Origin of the sequence: Paractinoplanes brasiliensis, assembly GCF_004362215.1 — a bacterium.
Classification (GTDB): Bacteria; Actinomycetota; Actinomycetes; order Mycobacteriales; family Micromonosporaceae; genus Actinoplanes; species Actinoplanes brasiliensis.
The window spans coordinates 3,110,026-3,127,811 of sequence record NZ_SNWR01000001.1 but is presented as its reverse complement, the minus strand read 5'-3'; the positions used below and the strand labels follow the sequence as shown (position 1 = coordinate 3,127,811).

Genomic DNA, 17,786 nt, shown 5'->3' with positions numbered 1-17,786 from the left:
GTTCGGAGAGGGGGATCGGCCGTGATCTTCAAGGCGGTCCGGGACGGAGCCCCGTATCCCGATCACCACACAACGCTCAAGGCATGGGCCGAGATCCCGCCCCGGCCGATCCGGCTGGCCGATCTGATCACCACCAAGCGCGAGCTGGCTCTCGACAAGCTGCTCGCCGAGGATTCGACGTTCTACGGTGATCTCTTCCCGCACGTCGTGGAATACCAGGGCGCCCTCTATCTGGAGGACGGCCTGCACCGCGCGCTACGGGCGGCGCTGCAACAGCGCAACCAGATCCACGCCCGCGTGCTGGTCGTCGCCTGATGGTCGCCCCGCTCGACCTTCTCGACGTCGAGTCGCTGCTGAGCGACACCGAACGTGACATCCGCGAGGTCGTCCGCCGGGTCGCCGACGACCGGGTCCGGCCCGACGTCGCCGAGTGGTATGAGAAGGGCCAGACCCCCGTACGCGATCTGGCCCTCGAATTCGGCAAGCTCGGCCTGCTCGGTATGCACCTGACGGGTTACGGTTGCGCCGGCGCGTCCGCCGTGTCCTACGGCCTGGCCTGCATGGAGCTCGAGGCGGCCGACTCCGGGGTCCGTTCGCTGGTCAGCGTGCAGGGCTCGCTCGCGATGTACGCCATCTGGAAATTCGGCTCCGAGGAACAGAAGCAACGCTGGCTGCCGGGCATGGCGGCCGGCGAGCTGATCGGCTGTTTCGGCCTGACCGAGCCCGACCACGGCTCCGACCCGGCCAACATGTCGACCCGTGCCCGCCGCGACGGCGCCGACTGGGTCCTCGACGGCGGCAAGATGTGGATCACGAACGCGCCGCTGGCCGACGTGGCCGTGATCTGGGCCCGCGCCGAGGAAGGCGTGGTCGGGTTCGCCGTGCCGACCGACACCCCCGGCTTCTCGGCGCGCGAGATCAAGCGCAAGATGTCGCTGCGGGCGTCGAGCACGGGCGAGATCACCCTTGAGGGTGTACGCCTGCCTGAGTCAGCCCGGCTGCCTGAGGCGCGCGGCCTCAAGGCGCCGCTGTCCTGCCTGACCGAGGCCCGGTTCGGCATCATCTGGGGCTCGATGGGCGCCGCGCGCGACTGCCTGCGGGTGGCGATCGACTACGCGACCACGCGCGAGCAGTTCGGCCGGCCGATCGGCGGCTTCCAGCTGACCCAGGCCAAGCTGGCCGACATGTCGCTCGAGCTGCAGAAGGGTTTCCTGCTGGCCCTGCACCTGGGCCGGCTGCGCGACTCGACCGGCGCGCTGCGGCCCGAGCAGGTCAGCATCGGCAAGTTGAACAACGTGCGTGAGGCGATCGCGATCGCCCGGACCTGCCGCACGATCCTGGGCGGCAACGGGATCAGCGGCGAATATCCCGTTATGCGCCATGCGAACAATCTGGAGAGCGTCCTCACCTACGAGGGAACCTCCGAGATCCATCAGCTGGTCATCGGCCAGAAATTGACCGGATTGAACGCTTTCGCCTGACCGTTCCCTGCAAATGTCGTACCCGCCTCGTACCTTGAGGTCATGGCCAAGTCACCGGACGTCTCCTCCGACGTCACGCCGACTGTCGACGAGCCGACGCGGGAGTACGACACCGCGCCGGAGCAGTCGCCGCCCTCATCCCCGCCACCGCCGGCCAACCGGGTCAGTGGCTTCGCCCGGCTACTGATCTTCACGTTCTTCGTCTTCGCGCTCATGGTCGCGACCTGCCTCGGCCTGCGCGCGGTCAACGTGCTGCCCAGCTTCGACAACCCGTTCTCCGACCGCACCACCGACCGCAGCCAGCCGGTGCTGCTGCAGTCGATGCGCGACCTCAGCCGTTACGTGGCGGCCGACGGCACCTTCCAGGTCATCGTCGACCTGCAGGAGAACAAGGACAACATCCCCGATTTCCTGGTCAACCGGCGCACGCTGTTCGTCGGCTCGGGCACGGTCGAGGAGTACGTCGAGTTCGGCTCGCTCGCCGAGGACGCCTTGAAGGTCGACGACGAGAAGAACACCGTGACGATCACCCTGCCGCCGCCGCAGCAGGGCACGGCCAACCTCGACATGCAGAAGAGCTACGTCGTGGCCGAGGAACGGGGGCTGTTCAACCGGGTCGGCGACGCCTTCCGCAGCGACCCGGGCAAGCAGCAGCAGGTGTACGCGCTGGCCCAGCAGCGGATCACCGAGGCGGCCCGGGCCAGCGGTCTTGACGAACGGGCCAAGCAGAACACGCAACGCATGCTCGAAAGCCTGTTCACCCGGCTCGGCTACCAGACCGTGACGGTCACCTTCAGCAGCCCTTGAGAAGCGGTCCTGAGAAGTAGCCGTTGAGAAGCGGTCTTGAGAAGCAGCCGTTGAGAAGCGGCACCTGAAACGGAGGACGCCGCCGGCCCGGGGGCGGGGACGGCGGCGTCCGGCGCGTGCCGGCGCGGCGGTAAGCCGCGCCGGTCGTCACTCAGCGGGAGCAGCACCCAGCGTCAGCCGGGCAGCAGCACCTTCGCTACGTCGGCGGGGAACAGCGCTCGTGACGTCGGGCGTCACCCGTTGGGCGGAAGCAGCCTTCGTCACGTCGCGCGGCAAACCCTCGGCGTCTCGTCGGGCGACGGCGCCCGTCGTCACTCGTTGGGCGACGGCGCCCGTCGTCACTCGTCGGGTGGCGGCGCCCGTCGTCACTCGTTGGGCAGCAGCACCCAGAGGATGATGTAGATCAGGAACTGGGGGCCGGGCAGAAGGCAGGAGATCACGAAGATCAGCCGCATGATGTTCGGCGAGACGCCGAAGCGGCGGGCCAGGCCGGAGCAGACGCCGGCGATCCAGCGGTCGTTCCGGGGGCGAGCGAGACGGCGAGTCACGGAATCACTCCTTCATCAAGGTTCCCGGCTGTGCACCGGGTCATGTACTCAACGGTAAGGACGCGGTGACCGTCCGCCCTCGGTCCGCAGGTGGAGAACGAGGCCGCAGCTCCCGTAAGGGTGACCCGTACCCCCGTACTGCTCGCTGTTAACCTGAGTCCCGATTTCCCGGCTCCCGCGCGCGGATCGCGGCCGGTTGAGCGACGCATCTGGAGGCAGCGGTGAGGAACCGGTGACGCTGGCTGTCCTGCTCCCCGGCACCGGAAACGCCCTGGATCCCGCCGACGCGGCCCGGCTCTCCGGGGAACTGTCCGAGGCCTTACGGGCCGCCGGGGCGAGCAGTGTCGAGAGCGGCCCTGGGGCGTTGCGCGAGGCGGCGCGGCAGACCCAGGAACAGGTTCTGGTCTGCGCCGACAACCTGGTCGCCCACCCCAGCCTGCTGTGGATGCTGGCCACCGAGCCGGCCGGCCGCACCACCGCCCTGGTCATCGCGGACCCGGCCGGTGACCTGCGCGAGGAACGCGGCAAGATCCTGCCCGCGAACGGCGACGGCAACGTCCGCTACGGCGGCGCGATCTGTGTGGCGCCGGCCGACCTGCCGATGCTGGCGGCCGTCGCCGACGACGACGAGAAAGAGTTGCTGCCGGCGCTGCTCCGGGCCGGTCTGATGCCTGTCGCGACCCCGCTGCGGCTGCTCAAGGCCGACCTCGTGCACGACACCGCCGAGCTGACGACGGCCCGCGCGCAGGTCGCCGCGGTCGACGAGGACAAGGCGCGTCTGCGCATGGCGGTGAAGGAGAAGGACGACTTCTTCACCACGTACGCGGTCAGCACCTGGTCGCCGCTGGTCACGAAGCTGTCGGCCCGGCTCGGCCTGACCCCGAGCGGTGTCACCGCGATCTCGGTCCTGTTCGCGGTCGCGGCCGCGCTCGCGTTCTGGCAGGCGTCGCGCCCGGCCATGATCGTCGGCGGCATCCTGCTCTACCTGGGTTTCGTGCTCGACTGCGTGGACGGGCAGCTGGCCCGCTACACCCGGCGGTTCGGCGCGTTCGGCGGCTGGCTCGACACCATGGCCGACCGCGCCAAGGAGTACGCGGCGTACGCCGGCCTGGCCGCGGGCGCCGAGCGGATGGGGCTGGACTACGCGTGGCCGCTGGCCATCACGGCGATCGTGCTGCAGACCGTGCGGCACATGACCGACGCCTGGTACGGCGCGCTGCACGACGAGGCCGCCGCCCACCCGCGCCCGCAGGCGGCCGGGGGAGTGGGCGCCCGGCTGAGCGCGGCGTCGACGCGGGTGCAGGGCGACACCGGGTCGGTGGCGTACTGGCTCAAGCGGATCGTGGTCTTCCCGATCGGCGAGCGCTGGGCCCTCATGGCGGTGCTCGCGATCTTCTTCAACGGCCGGGTCGCGCTGGCCGCCATGGTGGTGTGCGGCCTGTTCGCGGCGGCGTACACGCTGGCCCTGCGCTCGCTGAGGGCGCTCAGCATGCGGGTCGGCGTTCTGGACAAGGTGGACACCGCCCGTTTCCGCGACGACGGCCCCCTCGTACGCCGGTTGTTGAGCCGGGCCAACCTGCCGGCCCCGCTGGCGTTCGCCGCCCTGGCGGCCGTCGCCGCGCTGGCCCTGGTGATCGCGCTGCTGATCGGCTGGATCGAGCCGCACGCCAAGCTCGCGGTGGTCGTGGTCACGGTGCTGGTCCTCGCCGCCGGGCTGTCTGCCCGCGCCCGGCACGACGGCCCGCTCGACTGGTTGATCCCGGCGGCCCTGCGCGCGGCTGAGCTGCTGACCGTGCTGGCCCTCGGCGTGGCGGGCGGGGTGCCGACCGCGGTCACCTATCTGCTGATCTTCGCCCTGACCCTGCACCACTACGACCTGGTCGCCCGCATGGAGAAGAGTGCTCCCGAGGGCCGGCCCCGGCAGAACTGGCTCGGCTGGGACGGGCGCGTTCTCCTGCTGGTGATCACGCTGCTGCTGGGTGTGTCCGATTGGGGTGTGGCGGCGCTGGCGGCGGTGGTGATCGGCTCCTTCCTGGCGGACGCGATCGCCGACTGGCGGACAGGCGGCGCCCGCTCGTGACGTTCCTCAGCATCGTCCTGCCGGTGTACAAGGTGCAGGGCTATCTGCATCAGTGCCTCGACTCGCTGCTGGACCAGTCGTTCACCGACTTCGAGGTGGTCGCCGTCGACGACCGCTCGCCCGACCACAGCGGCGCGATCCTGGCCGAGTACGCCGCGCGTGATTCCCGCGTACGGGTCGTCACCGCCGGAGAGAACGTGGGGCTGGGCCGGGCCCGCAACCTGGGCCTGGAGCACGCCACCGGCGAGTACGTGTGGTTCGTCGACTCCGACGACTGGCTGACGCCGGGCTCGTTGTCAGCGGTGGCCGCCCGCCTCCGCTCCACCGGCGCCGACCTGCTGATCGTCGGCTGGGACAGGGTGCACTGGGACGGCCGGGTGCAGGCCGGCACGGCTCGTCAGGCGCTGGCCACGGCACCCGAGGTGTTCTCGGCCGAGCAGTGGCCGCCGGTCCTCGACATCCTGCACGTGGCCTGGAACAAGGTCGTCCGGCGCGAGTTCCTGCTGCGTCTGGGGTTCGTCTTCGAGGCCGGGTGGTACGAGGACGTCTCGTTCTCGTTCCCGGTCATGCTGGCCGCCCCGCGGATCAGCACCCTCCCGCGTACGTGTGTGCATTACCGGCAGCGGCGCACCGGCGCGATCACCCGGACCGTGGGCGACCGGCACTTCGAGGTCTTCGACCACTGGGACCACGCGATGGCGCTGGCCACCCGGTACGCGTCGCCCGGCGACGAGGTGCGCGGCCTGCTGTTCCGCCGGATGATCTGGCACCTTCTGCGGGTGCTGCGGCACGACGCCCGGGTGCCGCGCGACTCACGGGCCCGCTTCTTCGGGCGCATGCACGAGATGTACCGCAAATACCTTCCGTCCGCGGGTTACCCGATGCCCGCAGGCGCCGAGGCTGTCCGCTACCGCATGGTGGCCCGCGGCTCCTACCTGCCGATGCGCGTGTTCGATTTCGGCCTCGGCAAGCTTCGCCGCGTCAAACGCCTGGCGCGCCGGGCCGGCGGGTTCGTCAAGCGCCGCGCTCGTCAGGCGGCCGGCCAGATCTACTACCGGGTGCACCTGCGCCTGCCGATCGACCCGTCGCTCGCGCTCTACGCTGCGTACTGGTTCCACGGGGTCGGCTGTAACCCGGCCGCGATCGCCGAGCGGGCCGCCGAGCTGGCCCCGGGCCTGAGGCACGTCTGGGTGGTCAGCCCGTCGCGGGCCGGCTCGTTGCCACCGGGCACCGACCACGTGGTGGCGGGCACGCTGCCCTACTACCGCGCCCTGGGCCGTGCCCGCTACCTGATCAACAACGTGAACTGGCCGGACCGGGTGGTCAAGCGGCGTGGCGCCACGCACGTGATGACCCACCACGGCACCCCGCTCAAGAAGATGGGCGTGGACCAGACCGACCATCCCGCGGGCGCTCGTGACCTGGACTTCAAGGGCCAGATGCGGCGCGCGGATCGCTGGGACTTCAGCATCACCGCCAACGCGCACACCACGGCCGCCTGGGACTCGGCGTACCCGTGCTCCTACGAGACGCTCGAGGTGGGTTACCCGCGCAACGACCGGCTGGCCCGCGCGACCGCGGCCGACACCGCCGCCGCCCGCCGCGAGCTCGGCGTTCCCGACGGGCGCCGGGTCGTGCTCTACATGCCGACTCACCGGGAGTGGCTGCCGCCCGGGCAGCCGGTGGCCGACGTCGAGCGGCTGTCGCAGGCTCTCGGCCCGGACACCGTGCTGCTGGTCCGCAAGCACTACTTCACCGGCGACCTCGAAATGCCCGGCGGGGCCGGCATCGTCGACGTGTCCGGGCACCCGGTGGTCGAGGATCTCTACCTCGCGGCCGACGTGCTGATCACCGACTATTCGTCGGCGATGTTCGACTTCGCCGTCCTGGATCGCCCGATTGTCATCTTCGCGCCGGATTGGCAGGTCTATCGCGATCTGCGCGGCGTCTACTTCGATCTGCTCGCCGATCCGCCCGGCGCGGTCGCCACCGATCTGGCCGCCCTGGCCGACGTGTTCCGCAGCGGGGCATACGCCGGCAAGGCGTCCCAGAGCGCCCGTGCGGCTTTCCGGGAGCGCTTCTGCTATCTCGACGATGGTCATGCCGCCGAGCGTGTGGTGCGCCGAATCTTCCTCGACAAGAAGTCGTAATCAGGCGCTTACTCAGCGCAAATGGCACGTTCACCCGATGGCGTTACATCGACACTCCTCGTCAAATTAGGCCGATCGCCGGCCGTCGTGGGACCGGGATCACATTGATGGTGCCCGGCAGGGGAGGTAGACGGTGTCGACCGTCTCGCTCAAAGACGTTACGAAGGTGTGGCCCGACGGCACGATCGCCGTCAACAACGTCAGCCTCGACGTCGACGACGGCGAGTTCCTGGTTCTCCTCGGGCCGTCCGGCTGTGGGAAGTCCACGGTCCTCCGTATGATCGCCGGACTCGAGGACCCCACCGAGGGCGACATCCTCCTCAACGGCGACCCGGTTCTCGAACTCGCCCCCCGCGACCGCAGCATCGCCATGGTCTTCCAGGACTTCGCGCTCTACCCGCACATGACGGTCGGCGACAACATCGGTTTTCCGCTCAAGCTCTCGGGTGTCGAGCCGACGCCACGCGGCGAGCGGGTGGGTGACGTGGCGGCCGCGCTCGGCATAGGGGATGTGCTGGGCCGTAAGCCGAGCCAGCTCTCCGGCGGCCAGCGGCAGCGGGTGGCGATGGGGCGGGCGATCGTACGGCGGCCGGGTCTGTTCCTGATGGACGAGCCGCTCTCCAACCTCGACAGCGGCCTGCGCGCCGAGCTTCGGGCCGAGATCTCCGGCCTGACCCGGGAACTGGGCGTCACCACGATGTACGTGACGCACGACCAGGCCGAGGCGCTGACCATGGCCGACCGGGTCGCGATCATGCGCAAGGGCGTCCTGCAGGACGTGGGCACACCGACCGAGGTGTACGGGCGGCCGGCCACCCTCTACGTCGCGGCGTTCCTGGGCGCGCCCCGGATGAACCTGCTCGAGGCGTCGGTCTTCGTGCACCTCGAGCGCTACGTCGAGCTGAACTTCGGCGAGCAGGCGCTGTACCTGCCGTGGAACGACATCCGGTCGCGTGCCGTGGCGCACTATCACGGCGAGCGGATCGTGGTCGGCATGCGGGCCGAGGCGCTCACCCCGGTCGCGCCGGACCAGCCGGGCGACGTGCTGCGCGGCCGCATCCGCTACCTGGAGCACCACGGGCACGAGTCGCTGGCCTACCTTGACATCGGCGCGACGGCGATCGTCATCGACGAGATGGGCGCCCGTACGCGTACCGAGAGCGAACCCGTGGGAGGGGCGCTCAAGCGGTTCGGCGGGGCCCTGCAGCGGCTCACCGGCCGCGCCGGCGGCACCGCGGTCAAGACCCGTGAGTCCGAGCGGCAGAGCGTGCTCAACGACCCCGGACGCCACCACCGCCGCCCGGCCGAATTGGGCGTACGCCTGGCGCCGTACCCGCCCGTCTCGCCGGGCCACCCGCTCGCTGTCGCGGTCAAGATGGATGCCCTGCACTTCTTCGACGAGCGCGGCGACCGGATCGACATCGGCTGGCGCTGACCCCTACCCGTCACCGGGGGAAGGCCCGTGCGCAAGCGCGGGCCTTCCCCCGTTTGCATCGATGGCGTAGCGTTCCGCCCACACGTCGGTGCGGTGGCGTATCGACGGTACCGACCCGACCCGAAGGAGGTAGGAACGTGGCGAACGCGTCCGGACTTCTGGTGATCGAACGCATCCTGCGCGACAGGCAGGGCATCTGGCAGCAAATCGTGGAGGACCGCGAGCTGCCCAAGCTGACCGGCCAGATGCTGATCAGCTCGGTGGCGGCCCTCGCCGTCTACGGCGCCGTGCTGGGCTCCTTCCACAGCGTGCTGATGGCCCTGACCTCGGCGGGCAAGCTGCCGCTGCTGTTCCTGGCCACGCTGACCATCTGCCTGCCCACGCTCTACCTCTTCAATCTGGTCTTCGGCGCCCGCTTGTCGATCCGGCAGTCGCTGTCGCTGGTGATGGTCGCGCTGACCGTGACCGCCATGCTGGCGCTGGCGTTCGCGCCGATCAGCCTGTTCTTCCTGATCACCGCGCCCGACTACGCGTTCTTCAAGCTGCTCAACGTGCTCATCCTGGCCCTGTCGGCGCTGGTCGGCCTGCGGTTCCTGACCGGGGGCATGCGGGTGCTCAACGAGCACGGCCTGCTCGCCCCCAAGGCCGAGGCGCCCGCGGTTCCCGCCGCGGCGGCCGCGGAGCCGGCCAAGGCCCTGGTCACCGCGGGCGCTCCGGCGGAGGGGCAGCCCACGGCTGCCAACGGCGCTGCTCCTGTGCAGATCCCGCCCGCGTACGGGCACGGCCCGCTCCGCCCGGCGCCGCGCCCGGTGGGGCAGCCGACGCCGCCCAGCATGACCCTGCTCTACATCTGGATTCTGCTGTTCGGCTTCGTGGGCACGCAGCTCGCCTGGACACTGCGCCCGTTCTTCGGCAGCCCGAACATGAAATTCAGTCTGTACCGCGACATCGACGGCAATTTCTACGCGGAGATCTTCCGGACGATCGCCGATCTCCTCTGACGAGCCGTCACCCAATATCGTGGACGCGTGGTGCCACTGAGGTGGCACACCGCGTAGGCTGCACCACGGTGGAGGACAGAGTGCGACAGGGTGTGCGACCGGCTCCGGGCGCGGAGCCGGTGGAAGCTGGTGTCTCGCCGACGGTCCTCGCGAGCGCGCCGTCCACGTCCGGCGGCCGCCTGCTCGACCGCCGGTTCGGGCGTGACGAGATCGCGTTGGTCCGGCATGAGGTGTCGGCCCGTCTCACCACTTCCGGCCTGGGCGGCGACCGGCTCTCCGGCTTCGTCCTCGCGGTCAACGAGGTGGTCACCAACGTCGTGCTGCACGCCGGGGGCAACGGGCGGCTGCTGCTCTGGCTGGCCGACGGCTCGGCGTGGTGCTCGGTGACCGACTCCGGCCCCGGCATCCCCGCGCACTACCTGACGCCGCCCGAGGTCCCCGAGGCGTACGAGGTGGGTGGCCGTGGCATCTGGCTGGCCCATCAGCTGTGCGACGAGGTCACCGTGGCCACCGGCCCGATCGGTACCACGATCGGGTTGCGGATCCTGCTCGCCGCGCCGGGCGACACGAGCCGGCAATAGCACTTTGAACTGCCCGTAAACTCGCCGTCGAAATGTGAAGCCGCCCTTCCGGACTCATGGGTGTCCGGGTGCGGCTACATTGGGCCGGTGCTCGGACTACCTCCTCAAGTAACAGCATGCCTTTTCGATCTTGACGGCGTGCTCACGCAGACCGCTCTTGTGCACAATGCTGCGTGGAAGCAGACGTTCGACACCTTCCTCCAAGCGTGGTCGGTGCAGCACGGGCAAGCGTTCGTGCCGTTCGACCCCGGCGCCGACTATCACGATTACGTCGACGGCCGCCCACGCGCCGATGGTGTTCGCACCTTCCTGGCCTCTCGGCACATCACCCTTCCCGAGGGCACCCCGGACGACGGTCCCGACCAGCAGACCGTGAACGGCATCGGCAACCGCAAGAACCTCCTCGTCCTGCAGAAGATCAAAGAGGGCGCCGTGCAGGTCTACGCCGGCTCGGTCGACTACCTCAAGGCCGCGAAGGAAGCCGGCCTGCGCCGTGCCGTCGTGTCGGCCAGCGCCAACTGCAAGGACGTTCTGGAGGCGGCGGGCATCGCCGATCTCATCGAGGTGCGCGTGGACGGGGTGACCGCCCGCGAGCAGAGTCTGCCGGGCAAGCCGGCACCCGACACGTTCCTGTACGCCGCCGTGCAGCTCGGCCTCCCGCCGGAAAGCTGTGCCGTCTATGAGGACGCCCAGGCCGGCGTGGCCGCGGGACGGGCCGGCAAGTTCGGGATCGTGATCGGGGTTGACCGTGTGGGTCAGACTCAGGCGCTTCTGGACAACGGTGCCGACATCGTTGTCACGGACCTGTCCGAACTCCTGACGCGCTGAGCACGTATCAGCGTTTATATCTTCAAGACTTTCCTTTGCTCATTTTCGAGAGGCACCACCGTGATCCGTGAACGGGCATATCCCGTCGATCCCTGGCACATCCGGGAGACCCGGCTCGACCTCGACCTGCTGGCCCAGTCGGAGTCGGTGTTCGCGCTGGCCAACGGACACATCGGGATACGCGGAAACCTGGACGAGGGCGAGCCGCACGGCCTGCCGGGCACGTACCTGAACTCGTTCTACGAACTCCGTCCGCTGCCGTACGCGGAGGCGGGCTACGGCTTCCCCGAATCCGGCCAGACGATGGTTAACGTGACCAACGCCAAGCTCATGCGGCTGCTGGTCGACGACGAGCCGTTCGACGTACGCTACGGCGAGCTGCGGTCCCACGAGCGGGTCCTCGACCTGCGGGCGGGCACACTCGAGCGGACGGTCGAGTGGGTCTCCCCGTCCGGCCAGGCGATCCGCGTACGCACCGTGCGGCTGGTCTCCTTCACCCAGCGCTCCGTCGTCGCCTTCCTGTACGAGGTCGAGCCGCTCGACGGCCCGTCCCGCCTGATCCTGCAGTCCGAGCTGGTCGCCAACGAGCAGCTCCCGCCCATGAGCAAGGACCCCCGGGTCGCCGCCGTGCTCGACCACCCGCTGCAGTCCGAGGAGGTGCTCGAGCAGCGCACCGGTGGTCTGCTGGTGCACCGCACCAAGGCCAGCGACCTGCGCATGGCCGCGGCCATGGAACACCTCGTCGACACCCCCGGCAAGCACGCCGTGACCACCGAGGGCCACCCCGACTGGCTGCGCACGACCGTGGCCTGCAAGCTCGAGCCGGGTCAGAAGCTGCGCGTGGTCAAACTGGCGGCCTACGGCTGGTCGAGCCACCGCTCGCTGCCCGCCGTACGCGACCAGGTCGGCGCCGCGCTCGCCAGCGCCCGGCTCGACGGCTGGGAGGGCCTGGTCGAGGCCCAGCGCGACTACCTGGACGCCTTCTGGGACCACTCCGACGTCAAGGTCGAGGGCGACCCCGAGGTGCAGCAGGCGGTCCGTTTCGGGCTGTTCCACACGCTGCAGGCGGGCGCTCGGGCCGAGCAGCGGCCGATCGGCTCCAAGGGTCTCAGCGGCCCCGGCTACGACGGCCACACGTTCTGGGACGCCGAGAGCTTCGTGCTGCCGGCGCTGACGTACACACAGCCCTCCGCGGCGGCCGACGTGCTGCGCTGGCGGCACTCGACGCTGGACCTGGCGCGGGAGCGGGCCCAGACGCTCGGCCTGCAGGGGGCCGCGTTCCCGTGGCGTACGATCCGCGGGCAGGAGTGCTCGGCGTACTGGCCGGCCGGCACCGCGGGCTTCCACATCGGCGCCGACATCGCCGACGCCGTACGCCGTTACGTGCAGGCCACCGGCGACTACGACTTCGAGCGCGAGGTTGGGCTGGAGCTGCTGGTCGAGACCGCGCGGCTGTGGCGCTCGCTGGGTCATCACGACCGGCACGGGCGGTTCCACATCGACGGCGTGACCGGTCCCGACGAGTACACCGCCGTGGTCAACGACAACATCTACACCAACCTGATGGCCCAGCAGAACTTTATGGCGGCCGCCGACGCCGCCAAGCGTCACCCCGACCTGGCGCGGAAGCTGGGCGTGGACGACGAGGAGACGGCGGGCTGGCGGGACGCGGCGGCCGCGGTGCACATCCCGTACGACCGGGAACTGGGTGTTCACCAGCAGTCCGAGGGCTTCACCCGGCTGCAGGAGTGGGACTTCGAGGCCACCCCGCCCGAGGCGTATCCGCTGCTGCTCAACTACCCGTACTTCGACCTGTACCGCAAGCAGGTGGTCAAGCAGGCCGACCTGGTCATGGCGATGTACATCCGGGGTGACGCGTTCACGCCGGAGGAGAAGGCCCGCAACTTCGCCTACTACGACGCGCGGACCGTCCGGGACTCGTCGCTGTCGGCCTGCGTCCAGGCCGTTCTCGCGGCCGAGACCGGTCATCTGGAGCTGGCGCACGACTATCTGGGCGAGGCCGCTCTGATGGACCTGCACGACCTGCACCAGAACTCGCGGGACGGCCTGCACATCGCGTCGCTGGCCGGCACGTGGATCTCGCTGGTAGCCGGTCTGGGCGGCATGCGCGACTTCAACGGTCAGCTCTCGTTCGCGCCGCGCCTGCCCAGCCGCATCAACAACCTGGAGTTCTCGCTGCTCTGGCGCGGGCTGCGGCTGCGGGTGAACGTGACCGCCGACGAGGTGACCTATTCGCTGCGCAACGGCGGCGGATCGGCCCGTCTGGTGATCAACCACCACGGCAAGGACGTCGAGGTCACCCAGGTCAAGCCGGTGACCGTGCCGATCCCGCCGCCGCACCCGGTCGGCCCGGCGCCGATCCAGCCCCAGGGCCGCGCCCCGGTGCGGCGCATGACCAGCTGACACACGGCAACGAAAAAGGCCCCGGGTCACACCCGGGGCCTTTTTCCTGGTCGATGACACTTACAGCATCGACACGTGCACGTGGTCGGTGTGGTCACTCGGACCGCTGTACGAACTCCAGCCGCTGGCCGGGAACCAGATCTGCTTGTACCAGATGACGTAATAGATGCCGAGCTTGTCGGCATTACGCACCAGAAACGCCATCAGGTTGTTGCCGTACCTGCGGGTGTCGGCATTATGAGCGGGCGCGAAACCGCGGTTCTGCAGCGACCAGTCACAGGCCCGGCCCTTGGGATGCTCGAACGGCCCGCCGTTGCGGTGACAACCCACGAATCTGTTGAAGCCGGCCTTCTTCACCTCTTTGTACATGTGATGTGTACGCGCGGTGATGCAGCCATTGGTGGTGGGGTCCGCCACGTTGCAGCCCTCCGGCGAGAAACCGCCGTCGGAATTGCGCGGCGCGGGGGTGGCGGACGGCGATTTCGCCAGCACCAGACCATGAGTGAGGCTTTCGCCGCCGACCAGCGCGAGCGCCTTGTCGGCCGCTTCCTTCTGCTTCCTCATCGCGACGAGGTTGGTCTCGTACTTCTTGACCTCGGCGTCGAGGGCGGCCTTCTTCGCGTTGACGTCGCGGATCGCCCGGTTGAGCTCGGCGAGCTTGCGGTCCTGCATCGCGTTGATCTCTTCGAGCGAGACCGCCTTGGCCAGGAAGTCGTCCGAGTTCTGGCTGCCCAGCAGGAAGCCGGCAGCCCCCAGGTGGCCGGTGCGGTACTGCTGGCCGGCGATGGCGTTGACCTCGGGCAACAGTGAGAGCCGCTTGGCCTCGGCGACTCTGATCTCGGTGGCCAGCCTCTTGCGCGCCGCTGTGGACTTGGTCACCGCGGCCTTGGCGGCGACGAAGCGCCGGTTCGACGACTCGATCACGTCGTCGAGGGTCGCGTTCTTGCCCACGGTGTCGCCCGACGTGCCCTCATTGGGGGCGCCCGAGTCGCCGGGCTCGGCGCCGGCCGGGGACGCGGGCACGGCCAGGAAAGAGATGGCCACGATCGGCGCCAGGGCAAGCATCAGCCACCGGCGGGGTCGTACGGTCAATGCAGTTCCTTCCGGTAAACCGCCGACCGGGTTAGCTGACGGGTTCGGGACGGAAGCGATCCCTACCGCTTGCGCGGATGCACCCCACTGACCTGGTTCCCCGGCTCGCCTCGCGGCGATTGGGCGGTGGTCTGCCGGCACCTCGGGGGCGGTGCCACGGCGGCAGAACCGGCGGCCAGTTTACCCGAGAGTTCAGCGAGCTTCAGGATCAGAGAATAGGCAATTTGGTAGCCGTCCGAACACATTGCGTAATTGTCGTCACGCGGCGTCGCCGGCGAATTGCATCGCGTGCGATAACTGTCGATCTCGTGATGAAGTCGGTATGGTCGGGTCGGTCTCCACCCCCAGGGGGCCGCCGCCTAATCGTCCATTCGACGAGCCGGGGAACCAATTTTTCCGGGGTGAATCCGCGTCCCGCGCGGTAGGGATCACTTCCGTCCCGAACCCGTCAGCTAACCCGGTCGGCGGCCGACGGAAGGAACAAGAGTGCGGCACAAGACTGTCCGGCGACGAACGGCGGCCCTGCTGGCCCTGCTCGTCGCGCTCTCCGGGCTGACCCTGGCGGTGGCCGGTCCGGCCGCCGCTGCGCCGGGTGACAACGGCGACGACGGCGAGGGCGCCCCCAAGTCCCTGATCCAGCAACTCGAGGTCGCCTCCAAGGGTTTCCTGGAGGCCAAGGAGGCCCTGGCACGGTCCAAGACCCGTCAGGCCCAGCTCGCCGCGAAGCTCAAGGAGCTCGACGCCGACCTGGCACCCCGGCAGGACGCCATCGACGAGATCATTCAGAAGTCGTACCGGACCGGCCGTCTCGGCCCGATGACCGCGCTGCTGGCGGCGGACTCGGCCGGTGGCTTCCTCGACCGCGCCGAGACGCTCGAAACCGTCGCGGTGCGGGAGAACCAGGTCGTGGCCGACCTGAAGGCGACCCGTGACGCCCAGCGCAAGGCCAAGCTGGCCATCGACGCCGAGGTCCGTGACCAGCAGCGGCAGGTCAACATCATGGCCAAGCGCAAGGTGCAGGCCGAGACCGCGCTCAAGGCGGCCAACACCGGTGGCTCGGACCGGACGGGCGAGGACGCCAAGGAGCCGACCGACGGCGGTTCGAGCAGCAAGGCCACCCCGGCGCCGCGCAACCGGGACGGCTCACTGCCCGACGAGGGGTGCACCGAGAACGACCCCACCACCAGCGGTTGCCTGACGCCGCGCACGCTGCACGCGCTCAAGCAGGCGAAGGCGGACGGTTTCACGCGCTATGTGGCGTGCTTCCGTGAGCAGAACAGCGGTGAGCATCCCAAGGGGCAGGCGTGCGACTTCGCGGCCGAGAAGAAGGGGTTCGGTGGCGTCGCGTCGGGTGGTGACAAGGCGTACGGCACCCGGCTGGCCAACTACTTCATCAACAACTCGAGTCGGCTGGGCGTGCTCTACGTCATCTGGTTCAAGCGGATCTGGCTGCCTTCGAGCGGGTGGAAGGCGTACTCGAGGGGCAACGGCGACCCCTCGAGCGACCACACCAACCATGTGCACCTCTCGGTGCGGTGACCGCTATTTGTTGACGTAGGACTCGTATTCCTTCAGCACGTCGTCGGTGGGGCCGTCGGCACGGATCGTCCCGGACTCCAGCCAGATGCAGCGTTCGCACGTGTCGCGGATCGACTGCTCGCTGTGGCTGACCAGGAAGACCGTGCCGGCCTCCTTCCGCAGGTCACGCACCCGTTGCTCGCTGCGCTTGCGGAACTTGGCGTCACCGGTGGCCAGCGCCTCGTCGATCAGCAGCACGTCGTGCTTCTTGGCAGCGGCGATCGAGAAGCGCAGCCGGGCCGCCATGCCCGACGAGTACGTCTTCATCGGCAGCGAGCTGAAGTCACCACGGTCGTTGATGCCGGAGAACTCGATGATGCCGGCGGCCTGCGCCTTGACCTCGGCCGGGGACATGCCCATGGCGAGGCAGCCCAGCTCGACGTTGCGCTCGCCGGACAGGTCGTTCATCAGCGCCGCGTTCACGCCCAGCAGCGACGGCTGGCCGGCCGCGTAGATGCCGCCGCCCCGCTCGACCGGGAGCAGGCCGGCGATGGCCCGCAGCAGCGTCGACTTTCCGGAGCCGTTGGTGCCGATCAGGCCGATCGCCTCGCCCTTGTAGGCCACGAAGCTGACACCCTTGACCGCGTGCACCTCGCGTACGGCGGCGCTCTTCTTGCCTGTGATGATCCGCTTGAAGCTGGCCAGCGGAGTGTTGGCGCCGGGCGCCACCGAGCCGTAGACGCGGTAGACGATGTGCGCGTTGTCCGCGATGACAGTGGGTTGCCGCTCGGTCTCAGCCACGGCCGTAGCCCTTCTCTCCGCGCCAGAAGTAGACGTAACCGCCGAAACTCACCACTGCCGTCCAGATCACAGCCTGCAGCCAGAGCAGGCCGATCGGCTGGGCCAGCTCGACGTTCTCCATCAGCGCGTGCCGGATCAGCTCGATGAAGATCAGCATCGGGTTGGCCTCGACCAGGGTGAGCTTCCAGCCGTCCAGTCGCTCGGCGAAGAACGTCACCGGGTAGAGCACCGCGGAGCCGTACATCCAGATGCGCAGGATGTACGGGATCAGCTGCCGGATGTCGGTGACCTTGGAGATCAGGCGCGACACGAACAGGGCCAGCCCGGCGTTGAAGAGCGACTGCATGATCAGGGCCGGGATCAGGAGCAGCCACTCGACCGTGATCGGCTCGCCGGTGAACAACACGATCGCGACGAGCACGACGATCGAGGCGACCATGTTGCGCACCTCGACCAGGGTGACCGCGATCGGCAGGCTGGCCCGGGGGAAATGCAGCGCCCGGATCAGGGCCATGTTGGCCGTGATCGACTGCGAGCCCGCCTGCACCACCGACTGCGTGAACCCGAAGATGAAGACGCCGGCGCAGAGGTACGCGATGAAGTTGTCGACGCCCTGCTTGGTGTTGATCAGCACACCGAAGATCAGATAGTAGACGCCGGCGTTGATCAGCGGGGTGAGGAGCTGCCAGACCACGCCGAGCTTGGTGCTGCCCAGCGAGGCGCTCACCTTCGCGTTGGCGAAAGCGGCTATGAAGTGCCGGTACGTCCAGAGGTGCCGGGTGTATTCCGGCAGCCTGGGCAGGCGCCCGGCCTTCGTCAGACCATGCCGAAGGGCCAGCTCCTTGAGCGATGGCCCGGTGTCGGACTCGGCAACCGCCGTCTGAGCCATGGGGTGGTGCTCCGATCTCGTCGGCCCGTGAGGGGTACCGGGCCCTGGTTCTTTAGGCGAGAACACTCCATCAGCATGTCAAGCCTCGGCCGATGGAACGGCTTCGTATCGACGTGCCGGGAAGGTTATCCGACCGAAGGGCGGAACGCAA

15 protein-coding genes and 2 riboswitches are annotated in these 17,786 nt (G+C 69.0%); of the genes, 11 read left to right on the top strand and 4 right to left on the bottom strand.

Annotation, left to right across the window (positions count from 1 at the left end):
* The first annotated feature begins 21 nt into the window (after positions 1–21).
* The 3 genes from C8E87_RS13890 to C8E87_RS13880 are packed head-to-tail and all read left to right on the top strand — an operon-like array spanning position 22 to position 2,288.
* Complete coding sequence (locus C8E87_RS13890; protein WP_133873487.1) at positions 22–315, top strand: type II toxin-antitoxin system VapB family antitoxin; 294 nt, start codon at positions 22–24, stop codon at positions 313–315.
* Positions 315–1,481 carry an acyl-CoA dehydrogenase family protein gene (locus C8E87_RS13885; protein WP_133873486.1) on the top strand — a complete coding sequence of 389 codons (1,167 nt, stop codon included), beginning with the start codon at positions 315–317 and terminating at the stop codon, positions 1,479–1,481. Before C8E87_RS13890 ends, C8E87_RS13885 begins: the two co-directional genes overlap by 1 nt.
* Before the next feature lie 42 nt (positions 1,482–1,523).
* The gene (locus C8E87_RS13880; protein WP_133873485.1) at positions 1,524–2,288 is read left to right on the top strand and encodes a DUF4230 domain-containing protein; all 765 of its coding nucleotides are present in this window, start codon (positions 1,524–1,526) and stop codon (positions 2,286–2,288) included.
* 365 nt (positions 2,289–2,653) lie between these two features.
* Here C8E87_RS13880 and C8E87_RS13875 read toward each other — a convergent pair whose 3' ends face one another.
* Complete coding sequence (locus tag C8E87_RS13875) at positions 2,654–2,836, bottom strand: PspC domain-containing protein (protein WP_133873484.1); 183 nt, start codon at positions 2,834–2,836, stop codon at positions 2,654–2,656.
* Between the two features lie 232 nt (positions 2,837–3,068).
* Between C8E87_RS13875 and C8E87_RS13870 the strand changes: the two genes are divergently transcribed.
* From C8E87_RS13870 to C8E87_RS13840, 7 genes are all read left to right on the top strand, one after another.
* Positions 3,069–4,916 (top strand): DUF5941 domain-containing protein, encoded by a 1,848-nt coding sequence (locus tag C8E87_RS13870; RefSeq protein ID WP_133873483.1) that lies wholly within the window; start codon positions 3,069–3,071, stop codon positions 4,914–4,916.
* Positions 4,913–7,066 carry a bifunctional glycosyltransferase/CDP-glycerol:glycerophosphate glycerophosphotransferase gene (locus C8E87_RS13865; RefSeq protein WP_133873482.1) on the top strand — a complete coding sequence of 718 codons (2,154 nt, stop codon included), beginning with the start codon at positions 4,913–4,915 and terminating at the stop codon, positions 7,064–7,066. The genes C8E87_RS13870 and C8E87_RS13865 overlap by 4 nt, the downstream gene beginning before the upstream one ends.
* Positions 7,067–7,199: 133 nt before the next feature.
* Complete coding sequence (locus C8E87_RS13860; RefSeq protein WP_133873481.1) at positions 7,200–8,501, top strand: ABC transporter ATP-binding protein; 1,302 nt, start codon at positions 7,200–7,202, stop codon at positions 8,499–8,501.
* Positions 8,502–8,638: 137 nt separating this feature from the next.
* Positions 8,639–9,502, top strand: coding sequence for a hypothetical protein (locus C8E87_RS13855; RefSeq protein WP_133873480.1), 864 nt, complete (start codon positions 8,639–8,641; stop codon positions 9,500–9,502).
* A 92-nt stretch (positions 9,503–9,594) separates the two neighbouring features.
* Entirely contained in the window at positions 9,595–10,083 is a 489-nt protein-coding gene (locus C8E87_RS13850; RefSeq protein ID WP_239080373.1) for an ATP-binding protein, read from the top strand.
* 87 nt (positions 10,084–10,170) lie between these two features.
* Entirely contained in the window at positions 10,171–10,911 is a 741-nt protein-coding gene (locus tag C8E87_RS13845; RefSeq protein ID WP_133876812.1) for an HAD family hydrolase, read from the top strand.
* A 60-nt stretch (positions 10,912–10,971) separates the two neighbouring features.
* Positions 10,972–13,335, top strand: a complete 2,364-nt coding sequence (locus C8E87_RS13840) for a glycoside hydrolase family 65 protein (RefSeq protein WP_133873478.1) — start codon at positions 10,972–10,974, stop codon at positions 13,333–13,335.
* A 60-nt stretch (positions 13,336–13,395) separates the two neighbouring features.
* Here the strand turns inward: C8E87_RS13840 and C8E87_RS13835 are convergent, their stop codons facing one another.
* Positions 13,396–14,427 carry a coiled-coil domain-containing protein gene (locus C8E87_RS13835; RefSeq protein WP_133873477.1) on the bottom strand — a complete coding sequence of 344 codons (1,032 nt, stop codon included), beginning with the start codon at positions 14,425–14,427 and terminating at the stop codon, positions 13,396–13,398.
* 3 nt (positions 14,428–14,430) lie between these two features.
* Positions 14,431–14,563, bottom strand: a riboswitch (cyclic di-AMP (ydaO/yuaA leader).
* A 210-nt stretch (positions 14,564–14,773) separates the two neighbouring features.
* Positions 14,774–14,910, top strand: a riboswitch (cyclic di-AMP (ydaO/yuaA leader).
* 3 nt (positions 14,911–14,913) lie between these two features.
* Between C8E87_RS13835 and C8E87_RS13830 the strand changes: the two genes are divergently transcribed.
* Positions 14,914–15,966: a coiled-coil domain-containing protein gene (locus C8E87_RS13830; protein ID WP_133873476.1), complete on the top strand. Its 1,053-nt coding sequence runs from the start codon at positions 14,914–14,916 to the stop codon at positions 15,964–15,966.
* Between the two features lie 3 nt (positions 15,967–15,969).
* Here C8E87_RS13830 and C8E87_RS13825 read toward each other — a convergent pair whose 3' ends face one another.
* Positions 15,970–16,746: an ABC transporter ATP-binding protein gene (locus C8E87_RS13825; protein ID WP_133873475.1), complete on the bottom strand. Its 777-nt coding sequence runs from the start codon at positions 16,744–16,746 to the stop codon at positions 15,970–15,972.
* Positions 16,739–17,635: an ABC transporter permease gene (locus C8E87_RS13820; RefSeq protein WP_133873474.1), complete on the bottom strand. Its 897-nt coding sequence runs from the start codon at positions 17,633–17,635 to the stop codon at positions 16,739–16,741. The genes C8E87_RS13825 and C8E87_RS13820 overlap by 8 nt, the downstream gene beginning before the upstream one ends.
* Between the last annotated feature and the right edge of the window lie 151 nt (positions 17,636–17,786).

Coding starts and splice junctions, on each gene's coding strand:
- C8E87_RS13885 (WP_133873486.1), top strand. CDS start 315: ATGGTCGCCCCGCTCGACCTTCTCGACGTCGAGTCGCTGCTGAGCGAC.
- C8E87_RS13880 (WP_133873485.1), top strand. CDS start 1,524: ATGGCCAAGTCACCGGACGTCTCCTCCGACGTCACGCCGACTGTCGAC.
- C8E87_RS13820 (WP_133873474.1), bottom strand. CDS start 17,635: ATGGCTCAGACGGCGGTTGCCGAGTCCGACACCGGGCCATCGCTCAAG.